We start from the raw sequence: 21818 nt of genomic DNA on the forward strand, positions 1-21818 counted from the left end.
CTCCATTTCTCGTGATTGGTTAAAACGCTTGTATTGGTTTAGTCGCCGAAGAAGGCGCGCGGGCGTCGACGAGACGCTGAAGAGAACGCTTGCCGAGCTTGAGAAACAGAACGGGCGTCAGGACGGCATCGAGCAGCGTCGCGCTGATTAATCCGCCGAATATGGTCACCGCGACTGGGTGGAGAATTTCCTTACCCGGTGCGTCGGCCCCATAGAGCAGAGGTATCAGCGCCGTCCCCGCCGCAAGCGCTGTCATTAATACCGGCGTCAGACGCTCAACGCTGCCGCGCACGATCAGCGGACGCCCGAAGACCTCACCTTCGTACAAAGCGAGATTGATGTAATGGCTAATCTTCAGGATACCGTTGCGGGCCGTGATCCCCGTCAGCGTAATGAAGCCGATCATGGAGGCGACGGAGAGCGGCTGATCCGCGATCCACAGCGCCGTCACGCTACCGATCAAGGCGAGCGGCACGTTGCCCATGATGATGAGTGCCAGCACAGCCGAGCGGTAGCGGCTGTACAAAACAACAAAGATCGAGGCAAGCGAGACCAGCGATAGACCCAAGATCAAACGCGACGCTTCCTCTTGGGCGAGGAACGAGCCCTCAAGGCTCGTCGAGTATCCCGTCGGCAATGCCGTGTCTGCGAGCACGGCCCTGATCCGTTCGATGATGGCAGCCATGTCCGAGCCATCAGTGTTGGCCAGCACGACCATGCGGCGACGGCCGTTCTCCCTTAGAATCTGATTGGGACCTTCAGTCTCTTCCACCGTGGCAATGCGACTTAAGGGAACGCGACCTTTCGGCGTTTCGATCAGCAGATCGCTCAGACCGGAAGTCGTGCGATCGCTTTCCGAGAGCCTGAGCACCACGTCGAACCGGCGCGCACCATCGATGATGGTCGATACCGTACGGCCGTTGGATAGGCTTTCGAGCGCTTCCGTGATGGCAGCGGGCGTCACGCCAAACAAAGCGGCGCGGTCCGGATCGACACGTATTTCCAGCTGCGGGATCAAAACCTGCTTTTCGAGCTGTAGATCAACAAGCCCCGGCACTTTAGTGAGCTTGCCGCGCAGCGTCTCGGCAAGGCGGCGCAGCGAATCCAGATCGTCCCCGTAGATCTTGAGCGCTATCTCAGCGCGCACTCCGGAGAGCAAATGATCGAGCCGGTGCGAGATCGGCTGGCCGACGTTGATGGTCGCGGGCAACACAGCGAGTCTACGGCGCACGTCCTCCAAAATGGCCTCACGTGTGCGTTCAGACTTGTCCAAGTCAACATCGATCTCGCTTGAATGCACGCCTTCGGCATGCTCATCGAGTTCGGCGCGGCCTGTGCGGCGGCCAACCGTTTTGACTTCCGGCACTTCCGTCAGAAGGTTCTCAGCGATCAAACCGATGCGATGACTTTCCTGGAGAGAAATACCCGGATTGAAGGCGAGGCTGATGGTCAACGTGCCTTCATTGAATGAGGGTAGGAAGGATCGCGGCAGAGCGGTTGCCGCCAGTCCGGCCAGTAGAACGGCAACCAGCGCCGTCCCGATCACCCAATTGGTCCGTTCAAATGCCCATGCCAGCAATCGTTCGTTGCCCCGCTTAAGTTTACGGACAAAAGCCCCATCGCGATGATCGAGCTGCTTTGCGCTGCCGAGCAGATAAGACGCAAGAACCGGCGTGACCGTGATAGACACCAAAAGACTCGCCAGGATCGAGACGATGTAGGCAACGCCCAACGGGGCGAACAAGCGGCCCTCAATGCCCGTCAAGGCAAAGAGCGGGATGAAGACGAGAACGATGATGAAAGTCGCATAGACGATACCAGACCGTACTTCGATGCTGGCATCGGCCACGACCTGCAGCAGCGGTCTTGGACTGGCGCGTTTGCTATTTTCTCGCAGGCGTCTGTAGATGTTTTCCACATCGACCACGGCGTCATCCACGAGTTCGCCAATCGCAATCGCCAGGCCGCCGAGCGTCATCGTATTGATCGATAAGCCAAACGCTTTGAAGATAAGAACTGTGACCAGAAGGGAGATCGGGATTGCCGTCAGCGAGATCGCCGTAGTGCGGAAGTTGAGCAGGAACAGAAACAAAATGACCGCCACAGCGACCGCGGCTTCAACGAGCACGCCTTTGACGTTGTCGATCGAGGTTGAAATAAAATCAGCCTGACGGAACAGAATTTGATTGGCGCTGACCCCATTCGGTAGTCCTCGTGTTAGTTCGGCCAGCGCCGTCTCGACCTGACTAGTCAGTTTGATCGTATCGGCACCGGGCTGTTTCTGAACGGAGATGATCACGGCAGATGCGCCGTTAAATCCTGCATCACCCCGCTTCACACGCGCCGCATATTCGACGGCTGCGACTTGCCGCAGAAAGATCGGTTGCTCGTCCTTTGTCACGACAACGACGTTGCGTAAATCATCCAGCTTTGTCGTGCGGCCGAGATTGCGGATCAGATACTCGCGGTCATTCTGATCGACAAACCCGCCACCCGTGTTGGTGCCAAAAGATTTGATCGCTGTTTCGATCTGCTCGACACTCACATTCAAGCTGGCGAGTGCCGCGATATTGGGCGTCACCCTGTACTGGCGAACCTCGCCGCCGATGGGGATGACCTGGCTCACGCCTGATATGGACAGGAGCCGGGGCCGGATAACGAAGTCAGCAACTTCGCGCACAGCCATCGGGTCCGCCTTGTCGCCGCCCGTAACGGCAATCAGCATGATCTCGCCCATGATGGAGGAAACCGGCCCCATCTGGGGCGTCACGCCGGGCGGCAATTGTGAAGCGATGCTGGAGAGCCGCTCCGCTACTTGCTGGCGATTGCGATAAATGTCGGTGCCCCAGTCGAACTCGGCAAAGACAATGGAGAGGCCAATGCCTGCCACCGAGCGTACGCGCGTAACACCGGCGATGCCGTTCATTGCCGTTTCGATCGGATAGCCAACGAGCTGCTCGACTTCGGGCGGGGCCAAACCTTCCGCTTCCGTCATGATGGTGACGGTTGGCTTATTGAGGTCGGGAAACACATCGACTGGAATGGAGGAGAGGCTCATGCTGCCCCACACCACTAGAATGGCGGCGGCTGCCAGCACCATCAGCCGGTTGTTGAGGCTCGCTTTGACAAGGAAATTGAACATTGCGCGCCTCCTTACCGAACCTGATTGATGAGTTCGGCCCCGCGGACAACGACGCGCGTGTTTGGCTCCAGCCCTGCCGTGATGCCAATGCGATCGGCGTCAATTGGCTCACTGGCTATGACGCGCTGCTCAAACCGTTCCGGTCCGGTGTGTGCCCACACCACCGATTGGCCATTGCCTGATCGGACCACGCTGGAGCGCGGCAACGGGATGGCCGCAATCGGCTCATCTACAGGTGCATGCACCGTGACCGGCTCGCCGATGCTCAGCCCCGGATTTCTGCCCTTAATCTGAAAGCGCAGCGGCACAGCCTGCTGGCGCAGCGTGAGCCCTCGACCTGCAAAGCTTAATTCTATTTTGTGTCCATCCGCTGTGGTGCCGATAGCTTCCTTATTATTCTTCTCGACTCCCGTAGCTGCTGCACTGTCGAACGCGAGTGCCTCAACCCATAAACTGTCGGGATCAACGATCTGGAATAGCAGGGTCTGTGGTTCGACCACCTGACCGGATGCCGCATTAGCCTGCGCAATCACACCATCAGCCGGAGCGATCAGCGCTTCCCGTTCAACAACTGGTTTGATCTGGTCGCGTCGCTTGCGCAGCGCGTCAAGCTCAATGCGGGCATCGATGACCTGACCTGCGGGTACTGCGTTGCCAGACAATGGCTCAATGCGGCGCAGTTTCGCTGCGGCGAGGGCGATTTGGCGATCGAGATCACCAGTCGTTTGACGGATATCGCTTTGATCAACCAACTGCACGCTCGGAAGGAGATAGCCAAGAACATCGCCCGCCTTCACCCGGCTGCCGATTGCCGGAAATCCACCTTCCGGCGCTTCGATACGGCCTGCCAATAGAACCTGAACCAGACCGCTCTTGTTGGGATCGGGGATGACCTGACCAATCAGACGAACCGTTTTTTGTGCGGCACTTGCCGCTGCCGTCCGGACAGTCGTGACTTCCAAAAGTCGTTGCGTCGCCTTTGGAACGAAGACGGCCCCATCTTCCGTACGCCTAGCGGTTTCTCGAAGGTCGAGGAGGGCGATTCCGGCCAAAGTCGCGCCACTCGTGCTTCCATTCACCAGCATGACCGCCGCGAGAGCAACGCTGCTCATTGCGGCTATGCTGGCCAGCACCATACCCGCGCGACGCACGGTGCCGCTGGATGTGAGTGCCACTAGTGCCAACAATAGCGTAAGCGCCACGGCGCCCGCAGGTAGCCACGCGGAGATCGAAGGAAACTGCGGCAACTCTGGCGCAATATGATCCCATAGACTGTTGTGCTGGTCGGCAGGTGCAGCCGCTGCGGGAACGGTCAGGCTTCCGATCAAGAGATCCGATCTCTCGCCCGAGGTGACCGCGAAGGTGAGATCGTAGCGCCCCGGCGTTTTGACCCATGGCGCATTTAGCTCATACAGTCCCTGCTTTTCGGTGGCTTTGGTCGTAGCGTTCCCGACGGTCACTTCGATCGCCGCCCCGGGGACAGGGGCGTTGGTCCAGAAGTCATTCACATAAAGAATAAGTCTGCCGTCACCAGCACCTGTAGGAATGCCGACGATCTCGAAAACTTCGGATGTCGCCTCGACGCGAGGGTTGGCATTCGTTTCAACAACAGGTCTTTCATCATGACTGTGATCCTCACCCCCGTGCGCTAAAGCGTCGGTTGATGAGAAGGATACGGCAAAGAGGGCGATCGAAGAAAAGAGCACCCTAGCGGCCCTGTTCCACCGCATCGATTTTGTTGTCGTTTTGCTCATCGCCGTATCCTCATTCATCGATCGTATTGTGCGGGCCTTACTTCGACTGCTTGGCGAGCCAGCCCTTCATAAAGGCGATCTCGGAGTCCTGTGCCTTGATGATGTCTTCAGCCAGTTTCTTCAGTTCCGGGTCCTTGCCGTATTTCAGAACGACCTTGGCCATGTCGATCGCGCCCTGGTGATGCGGGATCATCCCTTGGGCGAAATCCACATCGGGATTGCCGGTAAACGCCATTGTCATGTTCTTGTGCATCTTCTTGTTGACCTCGGCGAAAGCCTTGGAGGATTCGCTGCTGTCGGCCCCCATCGCTTTCGTGTCGTGCATGCCTTCCATTTTCATGTCTCTGTGGTCGTGCATGCACTTCATGTCCTGCATGCACTTCATTTCGTCCATGCCCTTCATGTCATGCTGGGATGCCGGGTCTTCTGCGCGCGCGGTGAGCGGGATAGCGAGCAGTGTGAGAGCGATAATTGTTGATAGCGTTTTCATGGTTGTGGTCCTTACCTGTTTTTGGTTGCGGGTCATTGTGGTGAAGGAAGTCATCGCCACACACCCCGCTAGGTCCCGGAGAAATCCGGATGCTGGCGTCCAAGATCGCTGCACATCACGCGCAAGGCCTCGGCATGACGCTTCATGCAGGGTCGCTGGTGTGCTCGCGTCTCACGGTGAGGATTGCAGCGCGGACAACGACAATGCGTTGTCCAACCGCTAAGCGGCTCCGGCTAAGACTACGGAGCGGAGGATCAGACCTTTGGTGGTCGATCGAGGCCGAAGATGAGATCGGGATACGGCCAGCCCAAAAGAGCTAGCTGAAAGCTTTTAGCTTCACGCTGGTTCAGGCCGTAAGGCTGCGTGGTGGTCATGCCCAATGAACAGCAATGACCGGCGCCGCACGACGATGCACCCTGACAGCAGCATGATCCGGGTGTGCACCGGACGATGATCGTGCCGGACGATGGGTTTTCAACCGCGAAATCGGTAAGTCCGGATTTTTCCGAACTGTGAGCGCGCAAAAGAGGAACGGCGTGTTGCGACTTGGTCCGTGAATCTGAGGTTGGAGAATAGGAGGCTGAAGTCGGTGCGCCCGTAGGACCCGTGTGCGCGTGGCCAGCATGTGCAAACGCGGTCGTCGCCAGCCCCGCCATTAGGGCCAGCAGCGCAACGACGACTTTTATGGTGCGCACAACGTTCAAAATCTAAACCTCAGTCTTCCTTATTCTATTCGCAAGAAACATGCTCAAGGTTACTGGCTTATGAACCCAAGTTCCCCAACCTTTTAGCGAACCGTTCTTGCCAACACGTCCATCAACTCAGCGACCTTCTGACGTTGCTCAGCCTTGTTGCCGCTCGCGATAGCATGCTCAACACAATGACCAACGTGATCTTTCAATACAGCTTCCTCAACCCGCCGCAGTGCTGCGCGCACGGCGGATATCTGGGTGATAATATCGATGCAGTAGCGCTTCTCATCGACCATCTTGGCGATGCCGCGCACTTGCCCTTCGATCTTGCTCAAGCGCTTCAGGCAGATGTCTGACGTCTCTGATTCCATGCTTGACAGATACCCTAGCCGGGTATAGGTGTCAAGCTATATACCCCCATGGGGTAGGTGCATTCGTGTTATCAAGTGGAACGAGTGGCTGGGCTGCAACGTTGTTGCAATGCCCAAAAAAGTAATAAAATGAAGGAGATCACCATGCCTTGCGCCAGTCATACCAAAGCCGCTGAAAATCATGAGGCCGCAGCCAAAGCACATCATGGGGCAGCGGAACTTCATGAAAAGGGCGACCATAAAGCGGCCCTCGTAAAATCCACAGACGCCAAGTGCTGCTGCGGGACCGCTCAAAAGGCGACCGATGACGCTCACGAAAAGAGCGCCATGTAGGCGAGAACTTGACACGATTGCGGCGAAAGACCGGCTGAGTGAGACAAAATGGAAAACCAAAAATCGTCGCAGAAACCCGATCATGGCGCACATGAGCATGATGAAGCGAGCAGCGATCAACGACCTGAATATCTGGTCAAAGACCCCGTCTGCGGCATGGATGTTGATCCCCATGCAGCCAAGTACACTGCAGCGCATGCAGGACAGCCGTATTATTTTTGCTCGGCTGGGTGCCACACCAAGTTTGTGGCGAACCCCATCAAGTATTTGGATAAGAACGCCGCCGACGATCATGCAGTCCCTGCAGGCACGATCTACACCTGCCCGATGCATCCACAAATTCGTCAGATAGGCCCCGGCGCTTGCCCCATATGCGGGATGGCGCTGGAGCCAGAAATTGTAAGTTTGGATTCAGGGCCAAATCCTGAGCTGGTCGATATGTCCCGGCGCTTCTGGATCGGGCTGGTGCTCACCATTCCCGTTCTCATTTTGGAGATGGGCGGGCACTTTGCCGGGCTGCATACGCTTATCGCGCCTCGCGCATCGAACTCGCTGCAGCTCATTCTGGCGACGCCCGTTGTGCTGTGGGCCGGATGGCCGTTCTTTGAACGCGGCTGGGCTTCGCTGCGCTCCCGCAACCTCAACATGTTTACACTCATCGCCATGGGCACGGGTGTCGCCTGGATTTACAGCGTGGTGGCGACCCTTATCCCTGAGTCATTTCCAGCCGCATTCCGAACGCTAGACGGGGCTGTGCCCGTTTACTTCGAGGCCGCTGCCGTCATCACGGTGCTGGTGCTCCTAGGGCAAGTCCTCGAACTCAAAGCCCGTGAAAGTACAGGCGGCGCAATCCGCGCATTGCTTGATCTCGCGCCTAAGACAGCTTGGCGCGTGTCAAAAACCGGCAGTGACGAAGAGATTTCGCTCGACCAGATCGCTGTGGGCGAACTTCTGCGCGTCAGGCCCGGTGATAAGGTGCCTGTCGATGGCATTGTCGTTGAGGGACGCAGCACCATCGATGAATCGATGGTTACCGGCGAGTCGATGCCTGTCACCAAATCTGTCGGCGACAGCGTGATCGCAGGCACCATTAATCAATCCGGCAGTTTCGTCATGCGGGCCGACAAAATCGGCCGCGACACCATGCTGGCCCGCATCGTTCAGATGGTGGCGCAAGCGCAGCGAAGTCGCGCGCCCATTCAACGGCTCGCGGATCAGGTCTCGGGCTGGTTCGTGCCGCTCGTGATTGGCGTCGCAATTCTGGCATCCGCTGTCTGGGCAATCTGGGGACCAGAACCCAGCATGACCTATGGGCTGATTGCGGCTGTGTCCGTTCTAATCATTGCGTGCCCTTGCGCCCTTGGACTTGCGACGCCGATGTCGATCATGGTTGCGGTCGGTCGCGGCGCGCAGACAGGCGTGCTGATCAAGAACGCAGAATCACTGGAGCGGCTGGAAAAGGTCGATACGATCGTCATCGACAAAACCGGCACGCTTACCGAAGGTAAACCGAAAGTGGTGGCGGTGCGGACGGCGAGCGGCGTTTCTGAAGTTGACCTGTTACAACTTGCCGCCAGCCTTGAACGCATGAGCCAGCATCCGCTTGGTACCGCAATCGTCGCCGCAGCGGAAGCCAAAGGCCTTGAGTTATTGACTGTCGAGAATTTTGATGCGCCCACCGGCAAAGGCGTGACTGGTGTCGTTGGCGGCAAGCGCACGGTGATCGGCAATGCGCGCATCATGAAGGACGCCGGAATCGACACGACGTCCTTGGATGGCGAAGCGGATCGGCTGCGCGAAGATGGCGCGACCGTCATCTTTATTGCGCTCGATAACGCGCTCGCAGGCATTCTCGCTATTGCCGACCCGATCAAGTCCACGACGTCCGAAGCGTTGCAGGCGCTTAAAGCTGCGGGCCTCACCATCGTCATGCTGACTGGCGACAACAAAGTCACCGCTCAAGCGGTAGCTCGCAAGCTCGGCATCACCCAAGTGGAGGCGGAGGTGCTTCCCGAGGACAAGAGCCGCATCGTCGAACGGCTCAAAAGTAAGGGTCATGTCGTTGCGATGGCCGGAGACGGCGTCAATGATGCGCCTGCGCTTGCTGCGGCCGATGTTGGCATCGCCATGGGAACTGGTACCGACGTTGCCATCGAGAGTGCAGGCATCACGCTCGTCAAAGGCGATCTCACCGGCATCGTGCGCGCACGCCGCCTGTCGCAGGCCACCATGGGCAACATCCGGCAAAACCTGTTCTTTGCCTTTGTCTATAACGCGGCCGGCGTGCCGGTGGCGGCGGGTGTTCTCTATCCTATCCTTGGTATTCTTCTTTCGCCCATCATCGCTGCGGCGGCTATGGCTCTGTCATCAGTGAGCGTAATCGCTAATGCGTTGCGACTTAGGGCGCTACCATTGTGAATGTGCCGGAGTCAACTAAAGGGCGCCCCGGTCGACCGAGTTTGATGAGCACGCGAAAGAGCAGGTTTAGCAACATGGCAGAAGGCATGCAGACGCAGTCACACGCTGGCCATGTCCCCGCGTCGGCTGATCGACGCGCACTCATCATCGCTGGTTGGCTGACCGGCATTTACTTTTTTGTGGAACTTTTCATGGCGTATTGGAGCGGTTCAGTCGCCGTCCTCTCGGATGCCTTCCATACCTTTTCAGCCGTCGGCGGCGTACTGATAGCGCTCTTTGCGCAAAGGCTCAGCGAGCGAGAGGCGAGCCCGGAACAAACGTACGGCTGGGCGCGGGCCGAAATCATCGGAGCCCTCTTCAACGGCGTATTCCTGTTCCTGATGGCCGGCTACGTGCTTTGGATGGGCGCTATGCGGCTCATGGAACCTGTCGAATTGCGCACCGGAGCGATGTTGCTCGCGGCTGCAGGCGGCATTGCGACGGAAGTGATCGCGTTGCGGCTCCTTTACGGCCGGCAGCGCGAGAACCTCAACATGCGCGGCGCTTTCTGGCACGTCGTCCAAACTTTCGTCGGGAGTATCATCATCATCATCTCGGCGGCTGTCGTGTGGCTTACCGGATTCGTCGCTATCGATGCGCTGCTCGGTATGGCCTTCGGCCTCGTGCTGTTTTGGGCCTCCTGGCAGATACTCAAGGATTCCCTCGTGATCCTCTTGGAAAGCACTCCGGAGGGAGTCGATTTGGATGAAGCTGTCGCCATGATCCGCAAGCTGGCCGGCGTCATCGACGTGCATCATGTCCACGCATGGAGCCTCACGCAGGGCCGCAATGTCTTCTCAGCCCACATCCGCGTCAACGATCTGGGCCGTGATGGCCAACGGGTGCTGAAGGACGCGCACGACGTGCTCCGCGCGAAGTTCGGCATCTACTTTTCGACCCTGCAGGTCGAAGACGGTTGTCTGGATGAAGAGGATCGTGCCAAGGCGATCGACGTCACGCGCGCCGATCACTCCTCCGCGGCCCACGCGAGCGCCAAGGTTTCAAAGCGGGAAAGCACGGATCGATGAATCTGAGCCCGGACAGTCTGAACGCAGACTGCGCCTGTATCTCGCTGGATCGGCCTGCCTTGGGGCGCGCCCTTGAGTTCGAAGTGGGTGATGCGGAGTTCAGCCGACGGCTGGCAGAGACGCATCCGACGCTGATCTCCAGCCTCCCCGTCTTCATTCGCGCCGAACATGCGACGCGAATGGCGCAGATTATCGAGGCCATTGAGGCGATCGCCAAGCTCCCGGCATACCGCCAGGCTGCGTTGGAATCGGCACCGGCTGCGGCACAGTTCGAGCCTGGCGCCATTGGCGTGCTTATGGGCTACGATTTTCATGTCGGACCTGGCGGGCCCAAGCTCATAGAGATTAACACGAATGCAGGAGGCGCGCTGATCAACGCTTTCGTGGCGCGCGCTCAGAAGGTGTGCTGCCCGGCGATCGAACGCGTCTTCCCAGGCCCGGTCGAGAGGCAGGATATCGGCGCCACCTTCCTAGAGAGTTTCCGCCAGGATTGGCGCCGGCAAAGGGGCGACGCCCCGCTCACTGCCGTTGCCATTGTCGATACGGACCCGCAAGCGCAGTATCTCTATCCAGAATTTGTACTCTTCGAGCGTCTGTTTAGGCGCCACGGCATGGCCTCGATCATCGCTCCCCCTCAGGCCCTCGAACATCGCGGCGGGAGGCTATGGTGCGGCTCCCAGGCGATTGACCTCGTCTACAATCGGCTGACGGACTTCTCTCTGGATGAGCCCGCCCACGCCGCACTGCGCACGGCGTATCTTTCCGATGATGTGGTGGTGACGCCGAACCCATGGTCGCACGCCATGTTCGCGGACAAGCGCAATCTTGTTCGCTTGACGGACGTGGAGACGCTGGAGCGGTGGGGCGTCGTTGAGAAGCTGAGGACCCTTGTTCGGAATGGGATACCCAAGACGGTGCTGGTCGTTCCCGGCCGTGCGGAAGAGCTTTGGACTATGCGCAGCAGACTTTTCTTCAAGCCGGCCGCCGGATTTGGCGGGAGAGCCGCCTATCGCGGAGACAAGATCACGCGCCGCGTTTGGCAAAGTATTCTCGAGGGTGGCTATGTGGCCCAGGATCTGGTGCCGCCAAGCGGTCGGACCGTCATCGTCGATGGGCGGCGCGAGGTGATGAAGCTCGATATTCGCAACTACACCTACGACGGCAAAGTCCAGCTCGTGGCGGCCCGCCTTTATCAAGGTCAAACCACCAATTTTCGCACTCCTGGGGGCGGCTTCGCTCCGGTCGTCTGGCAGCGAGCGGGAGATTGCCGGTGATCCCTCTCAATGCTGTTAGCTGAGTGCGCGATCTCAGGCGAATGTCCGCAGACTAAATTCTCACTGCACAAAAACTCGGTCGTTTGCACAAAAAGTCCCACCTGACGGCACTAAATGTGCAAAGCCGGGTCACGGTCCCAATAGAGTTCGATCCCGTTGCCATCCGGGTCGCGCAGGTAGAGAGCTTGGCTGACTCCGTGGTCGCTCGCGCCTTCGAGGGGAACCCCGCCTTCGATCAGACGCCGCAACGCATCACCGAGTGCAGCCCGCGTCGGGTAAAGAAGGGCGACGTGGTAAAGGCCCGTGGTCCCCGGGGGCGGAGCAGTGCCGCCTTTGCTCTCCCACGTATTGAGCCCGATGTGATGATGATAGCCGCCGGCGGACACGAACGCGGCTTGTTTCCCGTAGCGTTGCATCAACTCGAATCCGAGCACGCCGCAATAGAATGCCAAAGATCGGTCGAGGTCGGCGACTTTGACATGGACGTGCCCGATGCGAACACCGGCATCCACGGGGCGCGGCGTCAGCGCTGGCTCGAGCGGCTTGATCGGAGTGGTCGCATTGGCGGGCATGCTGTCCTCGAAGAAATCCGGGCTACCGGCATATGTTGGCCCTCCCCGTCCGAATTTCATCCCTCCCTGTCGACGAAGCATCTTATGTCGAGGTCGCGCGCCTCGGCTTCGAAGTCGGCGGGCGTGAAGAGCTGAAAGCACGGCATCGCCCCAGGAGGTGGTCCGCTGCCTGCCAGGAGCTGCTTCGCCAGCACTACAGACGCGATCGCCGGCACATACGGCCCGTGCCCCCGGCGCGCGATGAGATTCCAGACGCGTTCGCGCCGGTTGCCTTCACTGTCACGGCCAGCGACGTGTACGAACATGCCGCCGCAGTCGGAACCAAGAAAAGAAAGCCTGCGTTTCGCGGCAAGCAACGGCTTCCCCAGCACGTCCCCGGAGCCCAGCACGCCGGCCCGGCCGAGCCACGACAGACACCACAGCCCCAAGTGAAACACACTGACTTCTAGCCCTGCCGTGAAGCGCACGGTCGAGAGCTGCGGGTAATGCACCGGAAGCAGCTCAAGGTCGGGCACATCGACGTCGCCCATCCAGCGCGCGCCGATCTCCGCAAAGCGATGCCGGTGCAAGCCCTGCCAGCCATGCGCGATACTCGCCCGTCCATCTGCACGCCGGGTGAACGGTTTGCCGACCGCACTGATGATAGAGGCGACCGTTGCCACACCGGGATCGAAGCTATTCCCCGGTGATATGCCGATATGCACTTGGTCGAGCTCCAGCCCGACGCCGATGCACCGCACAACTGCCGACGACAGCCCCGGAACCGAACTCGCCCCGCTGATGATACGGACGCCTGCAGCGCGTGCCTCATCGTCGAGAACGCCGATGCCGCAAACGAACGCGCGCGCATCGGCGAGGTCGATGTAGTGGCAGCGCGCGGCGATGGCCGCACGCGCTAGGCTGTAGTCCTGAGCTTGGAACGGCCCCGATGCGTTGATGATAACGTCGGCACCGAGGGCGCGCAGCCGCTCGCCCGTCGCGCGCATCGCATCCAGCTCGGCGAACTCGATGCGCGCGCGTGCACCCCCCGTGATCAGCTTGGCCGCCTGCGCGCGCGCCTTATCCCTCGATCGCCCGGCGATGACGATTTCGGTCGCGGGATCGCGCGCCAATCGCTCAGCCGCGTGCGCGCCGAAAGCCCCGTAGCCGCCAAGGATGACGATGCGGCCCATGCCGTCGTGGAGCTAAGCGTGCTTTTTCGCCGCTGTCGAAGGGGGCGAAGCACCCGGTGCGCCAGACGCCGGTTCAGCATTGCCGTGACTGGCGCCAGAGATGCGATCCGACAAAGCCAGCAGCACGCTCGACGCCACGAACACCACGTGGATCACCACCAGCCAGAAGAGGTCTCTGTCGCTCACCGTGTTGATCGACATGAACTGCTTCAGTAATTGGATTGCCGAGATGGCGACGATCGAACCGAGCAGTTTGATCTTCAGCGCCGTGAAGTCGATCGTGCCCATCCATTCAGGCCAGTCGCGATGCCCAGTGTGGTCGATCTTCGAAACGAAGTTCTCGTATCCCGAGAAGATCACGATCACGATCAGCGAGCCCGTCAGCGAGAGATCGACGAGTGCAAGAAGACCCAAGATCACCTGCGACTCGGTTGCGGTGAATGCCATCTCCGCGATGTGCACCAACTCGAACAGGAACTTGATCAGCAATACGAACAGCGAAAGGGCGAGGCCCAGATAGAACGGCGCCAGTATCCAGCGGCTTGCGAAAATAGCCGTCTCGATGAGACGTTCAATCTGCTTTGGGAATGAGCTCATGTCCGGTCCCGCCTTTGTTGTCTGTTCTAGCGTGTATCGCATGGCGCCCGAATGAGCCGCAAGCAAGAGGGCCCGGCGCCACATGCGGCACCGGGCCCTCTCAATGTTGACTAGCCGGGCAGCGTCGACGCAGTTTCCTGCGCGGACTGCACCTTAGCGATGCGACGAGCGCTTCTTCTTTTTCTTCTTCACCGTGCGATCCGACTCGTCCAGCTTGACCGTTATCTTGTGGGCGATCTGTTCACGCAGAGCGGCATAGCGTCGGCACGCAGGCATCGCCAGCGAACAGGGCAGCGGCCGGGTCAGCGTCTCGCTGAGGCCCGAATGCGGCTTGCGAGGAGCAAGCTGCTGCTCGAAGTTCTCGCCAATCCGATTGTTCACGACGGACGCTGTGATCGGGCCGCCGAGATACGACGCCGGCCCGGCAAGCGATGCCGTCTTGATCTCCGCCGTCTCCGTCTGCGGCTCGGGCTGTTCGGCCACGCGCTTGTTGATCCGTGACAGGTCGGCGATGACCTGTGCCGTCTCGGGACAAACTTCGATCGGCCCTGGGTTGAGCGCTTCGATGCGGCTGGCCGGCGTGAAACCATAGCGCGGACCGCAAACGCTGACGCGCGGTGGGCGGCGTGTGCGCTCGAAGAGGTCGTAGCCTTGTTTCAGGTTCGACCAGAAGCTGCGCCATTCAGGAGCATTGTATTTGGCGAGGTTCCCCTCCGTCATCCGGAACGGGAACACATGCACCGGGATGTGCGGTTGGCCCGCTTCCAGCGCCTGCGTTGCGAGCTTGTAGATCTCGTGGCTGACGGCGTTCGTCATCGCGAAGCACCCGATCGAGGCGCAGCCGCCGTGGATCAGGATGTACGAGCCCGAGCGAAGGTTCACCCTGTCGAACGCATTCGGGTAACCGACGTTGAGCGCCTTCTCCCACTTCGCGCCCTTATGGATGCTCTGCTCCATATTGACGGTGTAGAAGCCTTCCGGCGCCTGCTTGTCGCCCTCCTTCTCCTTCGGTCCGAGCGTTCCGGACCAATAGCAGATCGGGTAGGTCGCGAAGAGCGAGTAGCGTCCCGATTCATCGCCGGTCCAGACTTCCATCTCGGACTCGGCTTTGAACACGCGGATGAAGAGCGGAGCGTCCGCGGCAACACCCTGTTCTGCAAGACGGTCATCAAGCCGCTTCAGGTCTGGCGTGCCGGGAAGCGGCAGCTTGCCTGAAGCGTTCGCCTTTTTGCGCTCAAGGCGCATTTCGGCGATGTCGTCGATGTCCAGCGACAGAGCTGACGCGGTCCCGATATGGCCTAGGACGGCGACAGCTGCGCACACGGTAAGAGCAGTGCGCTTTATGTGAGCGATCGGTTTCGTCATGCAGTCGGATTTGCACGTCGCGTGCCAGTGCAAGCATTTGATCTGCACTTAGTGCGAATTGTTACCGTACGTGTCAGCATGTTGAACTCTCTTACTTTCTTCGTGCTGGCATGATTGGGCAGGTGAAAAAATAAGCAGCGATTGTCAACTGCGACTCACGTCGCAGGGCAGCTCACTGTGATCGGCGCGCTGCCATCGCTGTCCCCGCCTGCAGGCCGAATTGTGTAGCGTCCGTCGCAGACGCTCACGATCGGAGGCACACGATCGCGCATGAACGCGTCGTACCCTACCCGTAGCTGCCGCCAGAACCCGATGTTCGGATTCTCCGCATGTCGCGAGACGTTCGCCTCGGTCATGCGGAACGGGAATACCTGCACCTGGACGCGCTTTTGACCAGCGCTGAGCGCCGAGGTCAAGAGCGTCCAAATTTCATCAATAACAGGGTGGGTCATTGCGTAGCAGCCGATGGAGCGGCAATCGCCATGAATCATCAGCAGTGAACCGGTGCGACCATGTGCCCGGTCGAACGCGTTGGGAAATCCCAGATTGAACGAGCGTCGATATTGGCTGTTCGGGTTGAGCGCGGTGGAATCGACCGTGTAGAAGCCCTCGGGCGCCTGCTTGTCGCCCTGCTTCAGCTTCGGCCCGAGCGCGCCCGACCACATGCAGATGGGATAGGTCTCGAACAGCTCGAAGCGGTCCCCGCGCTTCACCCACATCTCAAGCTCGAACTCGCGCTTGAAGACGCGAACGAAGATCGGTGCGCCCAGCTTCATATCCTTGCCCGCGAGCCGCCCGAAAAGATCGGCAAGGTCAGGCGTGCCCGGCAGCGTTTCACCCGCGGCGTACGTTTTCCAGTTGTGGGCCTTCTGCCGGTAGATCAGCTCCTCTTCGAGAAGCGCGTAGATCTGCGGCCAGAAGAAATAGGCGAACGCCCCGATCGAAGCGAGTACGAGGGCGCTGAACGCCAATGCCGCAGGCCAGCGGCGTTTGCGGGTCGACATCATGAAACAATGCCGAAGCCGGCCGGTTCAGGCAATCGCTCCCGCCGCAGCGTAACGCCGCGTATGGGCCCCGACGCGGCCACTACTGAGAAAAGCCCATAGCAGGCGTCGATGTACTGCCGGTCTCGACAGGTCCGCCGAGGCCAAATGCGGGCTGGTACGAATTCTGCGCGCTTTCGCTCGCCGGGAGCGACTGCGGCGCGACATTCGCGAACTGACGCGTCTTCGGTCCGGGTGCGGCAATGCGCTCATCGGCTATATGCTGCTCGTACGGCTTGGGTGTGAAAGGCGTGTAGTTCGGGCGTTGGAAGTGCGGGCAGCGGCCGTCGGGTCGGATCGATGTGTCAGCCGGCATCTTCACGTTGACGATATAGCGCCGCTCGCACACGGCAACCGTCGGCGGAATGCGGTACTTCTCGAAGAAGTCATAACCCTGCTTCATCGTCTTCCAGAACGGCATGTTCGGGCTGCCCTCGAAGCGCGCCATGTTCACTTGCGTCATCCGGAACGGGAAGGCGTGCACCTCGAAGGCGTCCTGGCCGCCGCGCAGCGACTCGCGCGCCAGCAGGTAGATCTCCTCCATGAGTGCATCGGTCATCGCGTAGCAGCCCACCGACTTGCACTTGCCGTGCACCATCAGCGCATCGCCTGTGCGCTGCAGGGCGCGGTCGTATGCGTTCGGATAGCCGAGATTGAATGCGAGGTAATACTGCGAGTTCGGGTTCATCTGCGCCGCGGAGACGCGATAGAAGCCCTCTGGCGCCTGGTGGTCGCCGTACGCTGTCTTGGGGCCCAAGTTCCCCGACCAGTTGCAGATCGGGTAGGTCTTGAAGTGATAGAAGCGCCCGTCATCGCGCTGCTTCCACACCTCGAGTTCTGACTCTTCCTTGAAGATGCGCACGAAGATCGGTGCGCCCGTATCCATGCCCTTACGGCCCAGCATGGACATCGTCTCACGGCTGAGCGGCTGCTCAGCGGCAGTAAGCGTCGGCGCGCCAGAGCCGCAAGCGGTCAGCGCGAAAGCCGTGGCGACGAGCGCCAGCGCGGCTAGAATTCGGGCTCTACTTCCAGAGCCAAGGATGATCATACGCATACGCAGTGCCCCTGGCGCACGGTGATCACCATCGATCCTCAAACCTTAACAAATCGTTAGCGTTACGGAATCCCTAACGCGCTTGTTGTAGGGGGCGCTAGTGTAGGGACGCCTCACAGGTAGATGCCAGATTGGACGGGAATTTGACACTTCCCATCGTAGAACCTGAGGAGTCACCAGCTAACCCATTAAATGGATTGGCCAATTTCCATAAAGCGCGCGTGCCGCTGGCGGCGGATCTCGACCGGCGTCTTGCCTTCGAACTCCGACAGGGCGCGCGCGATTGCATCCCCAGTCGCCTTCATAATTGATTCTCGATCACGATGGGCACCACCCACGGGCTCGGTGATGATGACGTCGATCACTCCGAGCTGGTCGAGGTCCTGGGCGGTGATCTTCATGTTCGTGGCCGCATCGATGGCCTTGGCCGAGTCCCGCCACAGGATCGACGCCGCCGCCTCTGGAGAGGCCACCGTGTAGATCGAGTGCTCCAGCATCAGGATGCGGTTGGCCGTGGCAATGGCGATGGCGCCGCCCGAGCCGCCCTCGCCGATCACCACAGAAATCAGCGGAACGCCGATGGAAAGGCAGCAGTCGGTCGAACGGGCGATCGCCTCGGCCTGACCGCGCTCCTCGGCCCCCACGCCCGGATAAGCGCCAGCGGTGTCGATGAGAGTAATGACCGGCAGGTTGAAGCGCTCGGCCATCTGCATCAGCCGTACGGCCTTGCGGTAGCCCTCGGGCTTGGCCATGCCGAAGTTGTGGCGGATGCGGCTTTCGGTGTCCGAGCCCTTTTCGTGCCCCATCACAACCACCGAGCGCCCGCGGAATCGGCCCAGGCCGCCCACGATGGCCTCGTCCTCGGCGAAATAGCGATCGCCGGCCAGCGGCGTAAAATCTTCGATAAGCGCCTTCACGAAGTCGAGCGCGTGCGGGCGGTCAGGATGACGTGCAACCTGGGTTTTCTGCCACGGAGTGAGCTTGGAATAGGTGTCGATGAGCGCCGCGCGGGCCTTCTGCTCCAGCTTCTTGATCTCATCCGCGATGGAAACGGGCTGGTCCTCGCCCTCGAGCGCGCGCAGCTCCGCCACCTTGCTTTCCAGCTCGGCGATTGGCTTCTCGAAGTCGAGGTAGGTGCGGATTGGGGAGCGATCCAAGCGGTCCTCTCGGCGGTAAACTCTGGGGTCGGCGGACATTCGCGCCAGCTTTACTTTCCTGTCAAGGCACGGCCGTCGCGGGTCTTAACGTCCCAGGTTTCGGTGGTTCACGGCTTCTTGGCCAGCGGATGGTGCTGATGCACCAGCTTTTTCAGCCTCTCCTCAAGCACATGCGTGTAGATTTCGGTGGTCGAAATGTCCGCATGGCCCAGCAGCTGTTGCACCGATCTGAGGTCGGCCCCCCGGTCCAACAGGTGGCTCGCGAACGCATGCCGCAACACGTGCGGGCTCACCCGCTCCCCATCGAGGCCAGCCTCCTCGGCCAGCGCCTTGAGGTCCTGCGCCAGCCGCTGCCGCGTTAGGTGTCCCTCGGCGCTCTTCGATGGGAACAGCCACTTGCTGGAAACCCGCCCCTCGCCCGAGATCGCGGCGAGGTAGCGCTCCAGGGCCGCCCGCGCCGACGCGTTGAGTGGCACCAGCCGTTCGCGCCCGCCCTTGCCTTTGATGGTGAGGACGCGCGCATCGCCCGCCAGCACCGCTCGGGGCAGCGAAACCAGCTCGCTAACGCGCATGCCGGTCGCGTACAGCATCTCGATCAGGCAGTTGAGGCGCAGCGCCCGCACCTGTTCGATCCCATAGGCGCTTTCCGTTCGCTGCGCGGCCGCGGTGATCAGCTTGTCGACCTCGGCGACGCTCAGCGTCTTGGGAAGCGCACGCTTCTTGCGCGGCCCTGATTGACCATGCGTCGGATCGTTCTCGACATGGCCTTCCGCCAGCAGGAACTTGTAGAGCTGGCGCACGGCCGACAGCGCACGCGCACGGGACGCCGCGCTAAGTCCGGACTCCGATAGTCCGACAAGCCAGCCCGACAAGTCCGCATTTGTTGCAGTCGTTAGCGCCGTGCCTTGCGCGCCGAGGTGAGCGGCAAACTGGTCAAGGTCGCGCCGGTACGCCTCCAGCGTATTCGCCGCTGCCCCGCGCTCGACGGCCTTCATTTCCAGAAACGCATCGATGTGCCGCCGATCTGCACTCATTTTCCCACCGACGCGCGATTCGCCATCCGGCCGCAATCTTCTCCACGCCGGTCGAGCCCGCAAGCCCGGGACAGGCACAAGAAGCGCCGCGAAGCGGCAAGGCGCCAAGGGCGCCCGGCGCGAGCGCCGGATCTCAGCTTATTTGAGGCTGGCCGCACCAAAAGCACTTCTCGGCTCGTGTCAGCCAGAGAAAAGCGTCGCCGCGAAGCGGCAAGGCGCCAAGGTCGCCCGGCGCGAGCGCCGGCTCTCAGCCTATGCGCCGCCAACCGCACACAAAGCATCTTTCAGCTCGTGTCAGTTACTAATAGCTCTTGGCCAGCTTGCGAACAGCGCTTCGAACCCGAGGCTCTGCGCATCGGCGTCGAGCCCCGCCCGGCGCAGCGCGCGGATCGAATCGCCGAGGGCGATCATGTGCGCGCCTTCGGCGCCATTAGGCCCCAGCGTTTTCATTGCCAGCAAAACAGTGCGCCCGAATTGCCGCTTCTTGGCCGCGTCTTGCAGCTCGGTCAGCACGCCGGTCTCCGGCAGATAGCCGCCCGCCGGTTGCGGTGTTTTGCTGGCGGCCTCCCACAACGGGAACGGCACGTTGAACTCCAAAGCATCGAGCACCGTCGCCAGGCGATGCAGCAGCGTCGCGTCCATGCGCCCGCGCACGGCCAGATCCTCGACATACTGAAGATCGGCTTCTCCGCTGCCTTTCGATCCCTCCGCTATGTCGATCAACGCCAGCCAGTGATTGAGGCTGCCCGCGCCGCCATTCGCCGTCGCCCCGAACGTTGCCCACTGCCGCGCTTTGCCGAAGTTCTCAGATGCGAGGGCCGCCTCGATTCCGGTTTCTGCGTACCAACTCAGCTCGGGCGCGGGGATAATGCTGTCTGAAGCTGGTGCCACCATCCGTAGCGCCGTGAGATAGAAGCCCGCACGATGCGCTTCATCGACGAACGACCGGATCAGCCGCACTTTCTTCTGCGGCGTCATTTCGTGCTCAGCCGCAACGAACAGCGCCGCACGCCGTTGCGGGCTGTCGGTGCCTTGCGCATCGGACACGGCGGCATTGTCGACACCGTACGCACGATAGATGTCTGCAAGCTGCTGCGGTGAGATCGCATTGACGATGACCGCCGCCTCTGCCGCGGCCAGACGCTCAGCCGGTGCAGCGTTCCTGTCCAGTGCGAGCGCCGCGAGCAGCGCTGGTGTCGCCCTCGTGCGAAGGTCTTTGGCATCGACGGCCCCGCCTGCCGCCTGCACCAGCCGATAATCGATCAGCCCGATGCGCCCTTCGCTTTTCGTATGCGGCTTGACCCCCATCGACAGCGCATCGAGAGCGGCAAGCCCGATGCCTTCCTTCACGCCCTCCTCGCGCGCCATCTCGGCGGCAAGCCCCGCTCCTGCAGCATCGCCAGCCGCGGCCGCGCAATATCCCGAGATCAGCGCCGTATCGGCTCGGATCGGCTTTGGCAGAAGGCTGGGAGCAGCACCACCCGCTTTCATGGCCTCGCATCCGCGATCCTTGTCGCCGAGCGCGATGGAATTGCGCGCCGATAGGATCGCAACGAGGGGATCGTTGGCTGGCTGGCTTGCGAGCAGGCGTGCTGCATCTTCCAGCAGCCCGGCGCGATAGAGGATCTCCAGCCGCAGCGCCAGGAACTGCTGATCGCTCACCCCGCCTTCCGGAGGCGGCAGGTTGGATGTGATCAGCCGCAGCCACAGCTTGTGCAGCGCCGGAGAGCGCGGCGGCATGTCGATTTCCGAGATGAGCTGTTCCAGCTTCTTGACGTCGAGGCCCTGCCACAGCTCGTACGGCAGCCCCGAGCCGTCCTGCGCCATGACGGGCGTCAGGTCCCCGCGCTCGACCGCCGAGGCGCTGCTGTCGCCCAGCGGCCGGATGATGTCGTCGCCCCCGCCCGGCGCCTCACGCGGCCGTTCTTGCGCCGCACGGTCGCTCGATCCGAACGGGTCCCAGTCTTGGGCTTGGGCGGTTCCACTCGGCCCAACGGCCAGGAGCGCTCCCGCAACAGCGAAAGCTACGGCGGATGGGCGGCGCTTTCGCATGGCGACAACCGGGTTACTCAGTACGCACTTTGACCCCAGGGACGGGCTTCGTGACGGTGCGCGTATGCGGTTCGAATTCTGTTGCCAGGATGTACAGTCCACCAGTGATGATCGCGCAGGTGGTGCCGACAATGAACAGAAACCGGAACAAGCTGGGCATTTGCTTTCCCGTCCCCCTAGGCTTTGGTCACTCGGCAAGTTGGCGCCATTATGACTTGCACTCGCTTGCGA

17 protein-coding genes are annotated in these 21818 nt (G+C 60.7%); 4 read left to right on the plus strand and 13 right to left on the minus strand.

Features of this window, described 5'->3' with window-relative positions:
* Positions 1-19: 19 nt before the first annotated feature.
* From ACP15D_RS12825 to ACP15D_RS12840, 4 genes are all read right to left on the minus strand, one after another.
* A complete protein-coding gene (locus tag ACP15D_RS12825) occupies positions 20-3142 on the minus strand; it encodes an efflux RND transporter permease subunit (protein ID WP_072374010.1) in 3123 nt (1040 codons plus the stop codon).
* Positions 3143-3153: 11 nt separating this feature from the next.
* Positions 3154-4896: an efflux RND transporter periplasmic adaptor subunit gene (locus ACP15D_RS12830; RefSeq protein WP_171988065.1), complete on the minus strand. Its 1743-nt coding sequence runs from the start codon at positions 4894-4896 to the stop codon at positions 3154-3156.
* A gap of 37 nt (positions 4897-4933) precedes the next feature.
* Positions 4934-5386, minus strand: coding sequence for a CopM family metallochaperone (gene copM, locus ACP15D_RS12835; RefSeq protein ID WP_139247218.1), 453 nt, complete (start codon positions 5384-5386; stop codon positions 4934-4936).
* Positions 5387-6173: 787 nt separating this feature from the next.
* Positions 6174-6449 carry a metal-sensitive transcriptional regulator gene (locus ACP15D_RS12840; protein WP_072374013.1) on the minus strand — a complete coding sequence of 92 codons (276 nt, stop codon included), beginning with the start codon at positions 6447-6449 and terminating at the stop codon, positions 6174-6176.
* Between the two features lie 129 nt (positions 6450-6578).
* Between ACP15D_RS12840 and ACP15D_RS12845 the strand changes: the two genes are divergently transcribed.
* The 4 genes from ACP15D_RS12845 (at position 6579) to ACP15D_RS12860 (ending at position 11541) form a co-directional block, all read left to right on the plus strand.
* Positions 6579-6782 (plus strand): hypothetical protein, encoded by a 204-nt coding sequence (locus ACP15D_RS12845; RefSeq protein WP_139247184.1) that lies wholly within the window; start codon positions 6579-6581, stop codon positions 6780-6782.
* Positions 6783-6830: 48 nt separating this feature from the next.
* Positions 6831-9200, plus strand: a complete 2370-nt coding sequence (locus ACP15D_RS12850) for a heavy metal translocating P-type ATPase (protein WP_072374016.1) — start codon at positions 6831-6833, stop codon at positions 9198-9200.
* 74 nt (positions 9201-9274) lie between these two features.
* Positions 9275-10267 (plus strand): cation diffusion facilitator family transporter, encoded by a 993-nt coding sequence (locus tag ACP15D_RS12855; protein WP_072374018.1) that lies wholly within the window; start codon positions 9275-9277, stop codon positions 10265-10267.
* A gap of 59 nt (positions 10268-10326) precedes the next feature.
* Positions 10327-11541 (plus strand): hypothetical protein, encoded by a 1215-nt coding sequence (locus ACP15D_RS12860; protein WP_244536121.1) that lies wholly within the window; start codon positions 10327-10329, stop codon positions 11539-11541.
* Positions 11542-11651: 110 nt separating this feature from the next.
* Here ACP15D_RS12860 and ACP15D_RS12865 read toward each other — a convergent pair whose 3' ends face one another.
* The 9 genes from ACP15D_RS12865 to ACP15D_RS12905 all read right to left on the minus strand — a co-directional run bounded on the left by ACP15D_RS12865 (position 11652) and on the right by ACP15D_RS12905 (position 21587).
* Positions 11652-12113: a VOC family protein gene (locus ACP15D_RS12865; RefSeq protein WP_424957856.1), complete on the minus strand. Its 462-nt coding sequence runs from the start codon at positions 12111-12113 to the stop codon at positions 11652-11654.
* Between the two features lie 56 nt (positions 12114-12169).
* Positions 12170-13285 (minus strand): saccharopine dehydrogenase family protein, encoded by a 1116-nt coding sequence (locus ACP15D_RS12870; protein ID WP_424957857.1) that lies wholly within the window; start codon positions 13283-13285, stop codon positions 12170-12172.
* 12 nt (positions 13286-13297) lie between these two features.
* The gene (locus tag ACP15D_RS12875; RefSeq protein WP_424957858.1) at positions 13298-13882 is read right to left on the minus strand and encodes a TIGR00645 family protein; all 585 of its coding nucleotides are present in this window, start codon (positions 13880-13882) and stop codon (positions 13298-13300) included.
* A gap of 153 nt (positions 13883-14035) precedes the next feature.
* On the minus strand, positions 14036-15247 hold the full coding sequence (locus tag ACP15D_RS12880) for a L,D-transpeptidase family protein (RefSeq protein WP_424957859.1): 1212 nt from the start codon (positions 15245-15247) through the stop codon (positions 14036-14038).
* A 155-nt stretch (positions 15248-15402) separates the two neighbouring features.
* Positions 15403-16254, minus strand: a complete 852-nt coding sequence (locus ACP15D_RS12885) for a L,D-transpeptidase family protein (protein ID WP_424957860.1) — start codon at positions 16252-16254, stop codon at positions 15403-15405.
* A 79-nt stretch (positions 16255-16333) separates the two neighbouring features.
* Complete coding sequence (locus tag ACP15D_RS12890; protein WP_424957861.1) at positions 16334-17344, minus strand: L,D-transpeptidase family protein; 1011 nt, start codon at positions 17342-17344, stop codon at positions 16334-16336.
* A 188-nt stretch (positions 17345-17532) separates the two neighbouring features.
* Complete coding sequence (locus ACP15D_RS12895) at positions 17533-18486, minus strand: acetyl-CoA carboxylase carboxyltransferase subunit alpha (protein WP_424959228.1); 954 nt, start codon at positions 18484-18486, stop codon at positions 17533-17535.
* Between the two features lie 122 nt (positions 18487-18608).
* The gene (locus tag ACP15D_RS12900) at positions 18609-19535 is read right to left on the minus strand and encodes a site-specific tyrosine recombinase XerD (protein ID WP_424957862.1); all 927 of its coding nucleotides are present in this window, start codon (positions 19533-19535) and stop codon (positions 18609-18611) included.
* Between the two features lie 294 nt (positions 19536-19829).
* Entirely contained in the window at positions 19830-21587 is a 1758-nt protein-coding gene (locus ACP15D_RS12905) for a hypothetical protein (RefSeq protein WP_424957863.1), read from the minus strand.
* Positions 21588-21818: the final 231 nt, after the last annotated feature.

This window comes from Hyphomicrobium sp. 1Nfss2.1 (assembly GCF_965243865.1).
Lineage (GTDB): Bacteria > Pseudomonadota > Alphaproteobacteria > Rhizobiales > Hyphomicrobiaceae > Hyphomicrobium_A.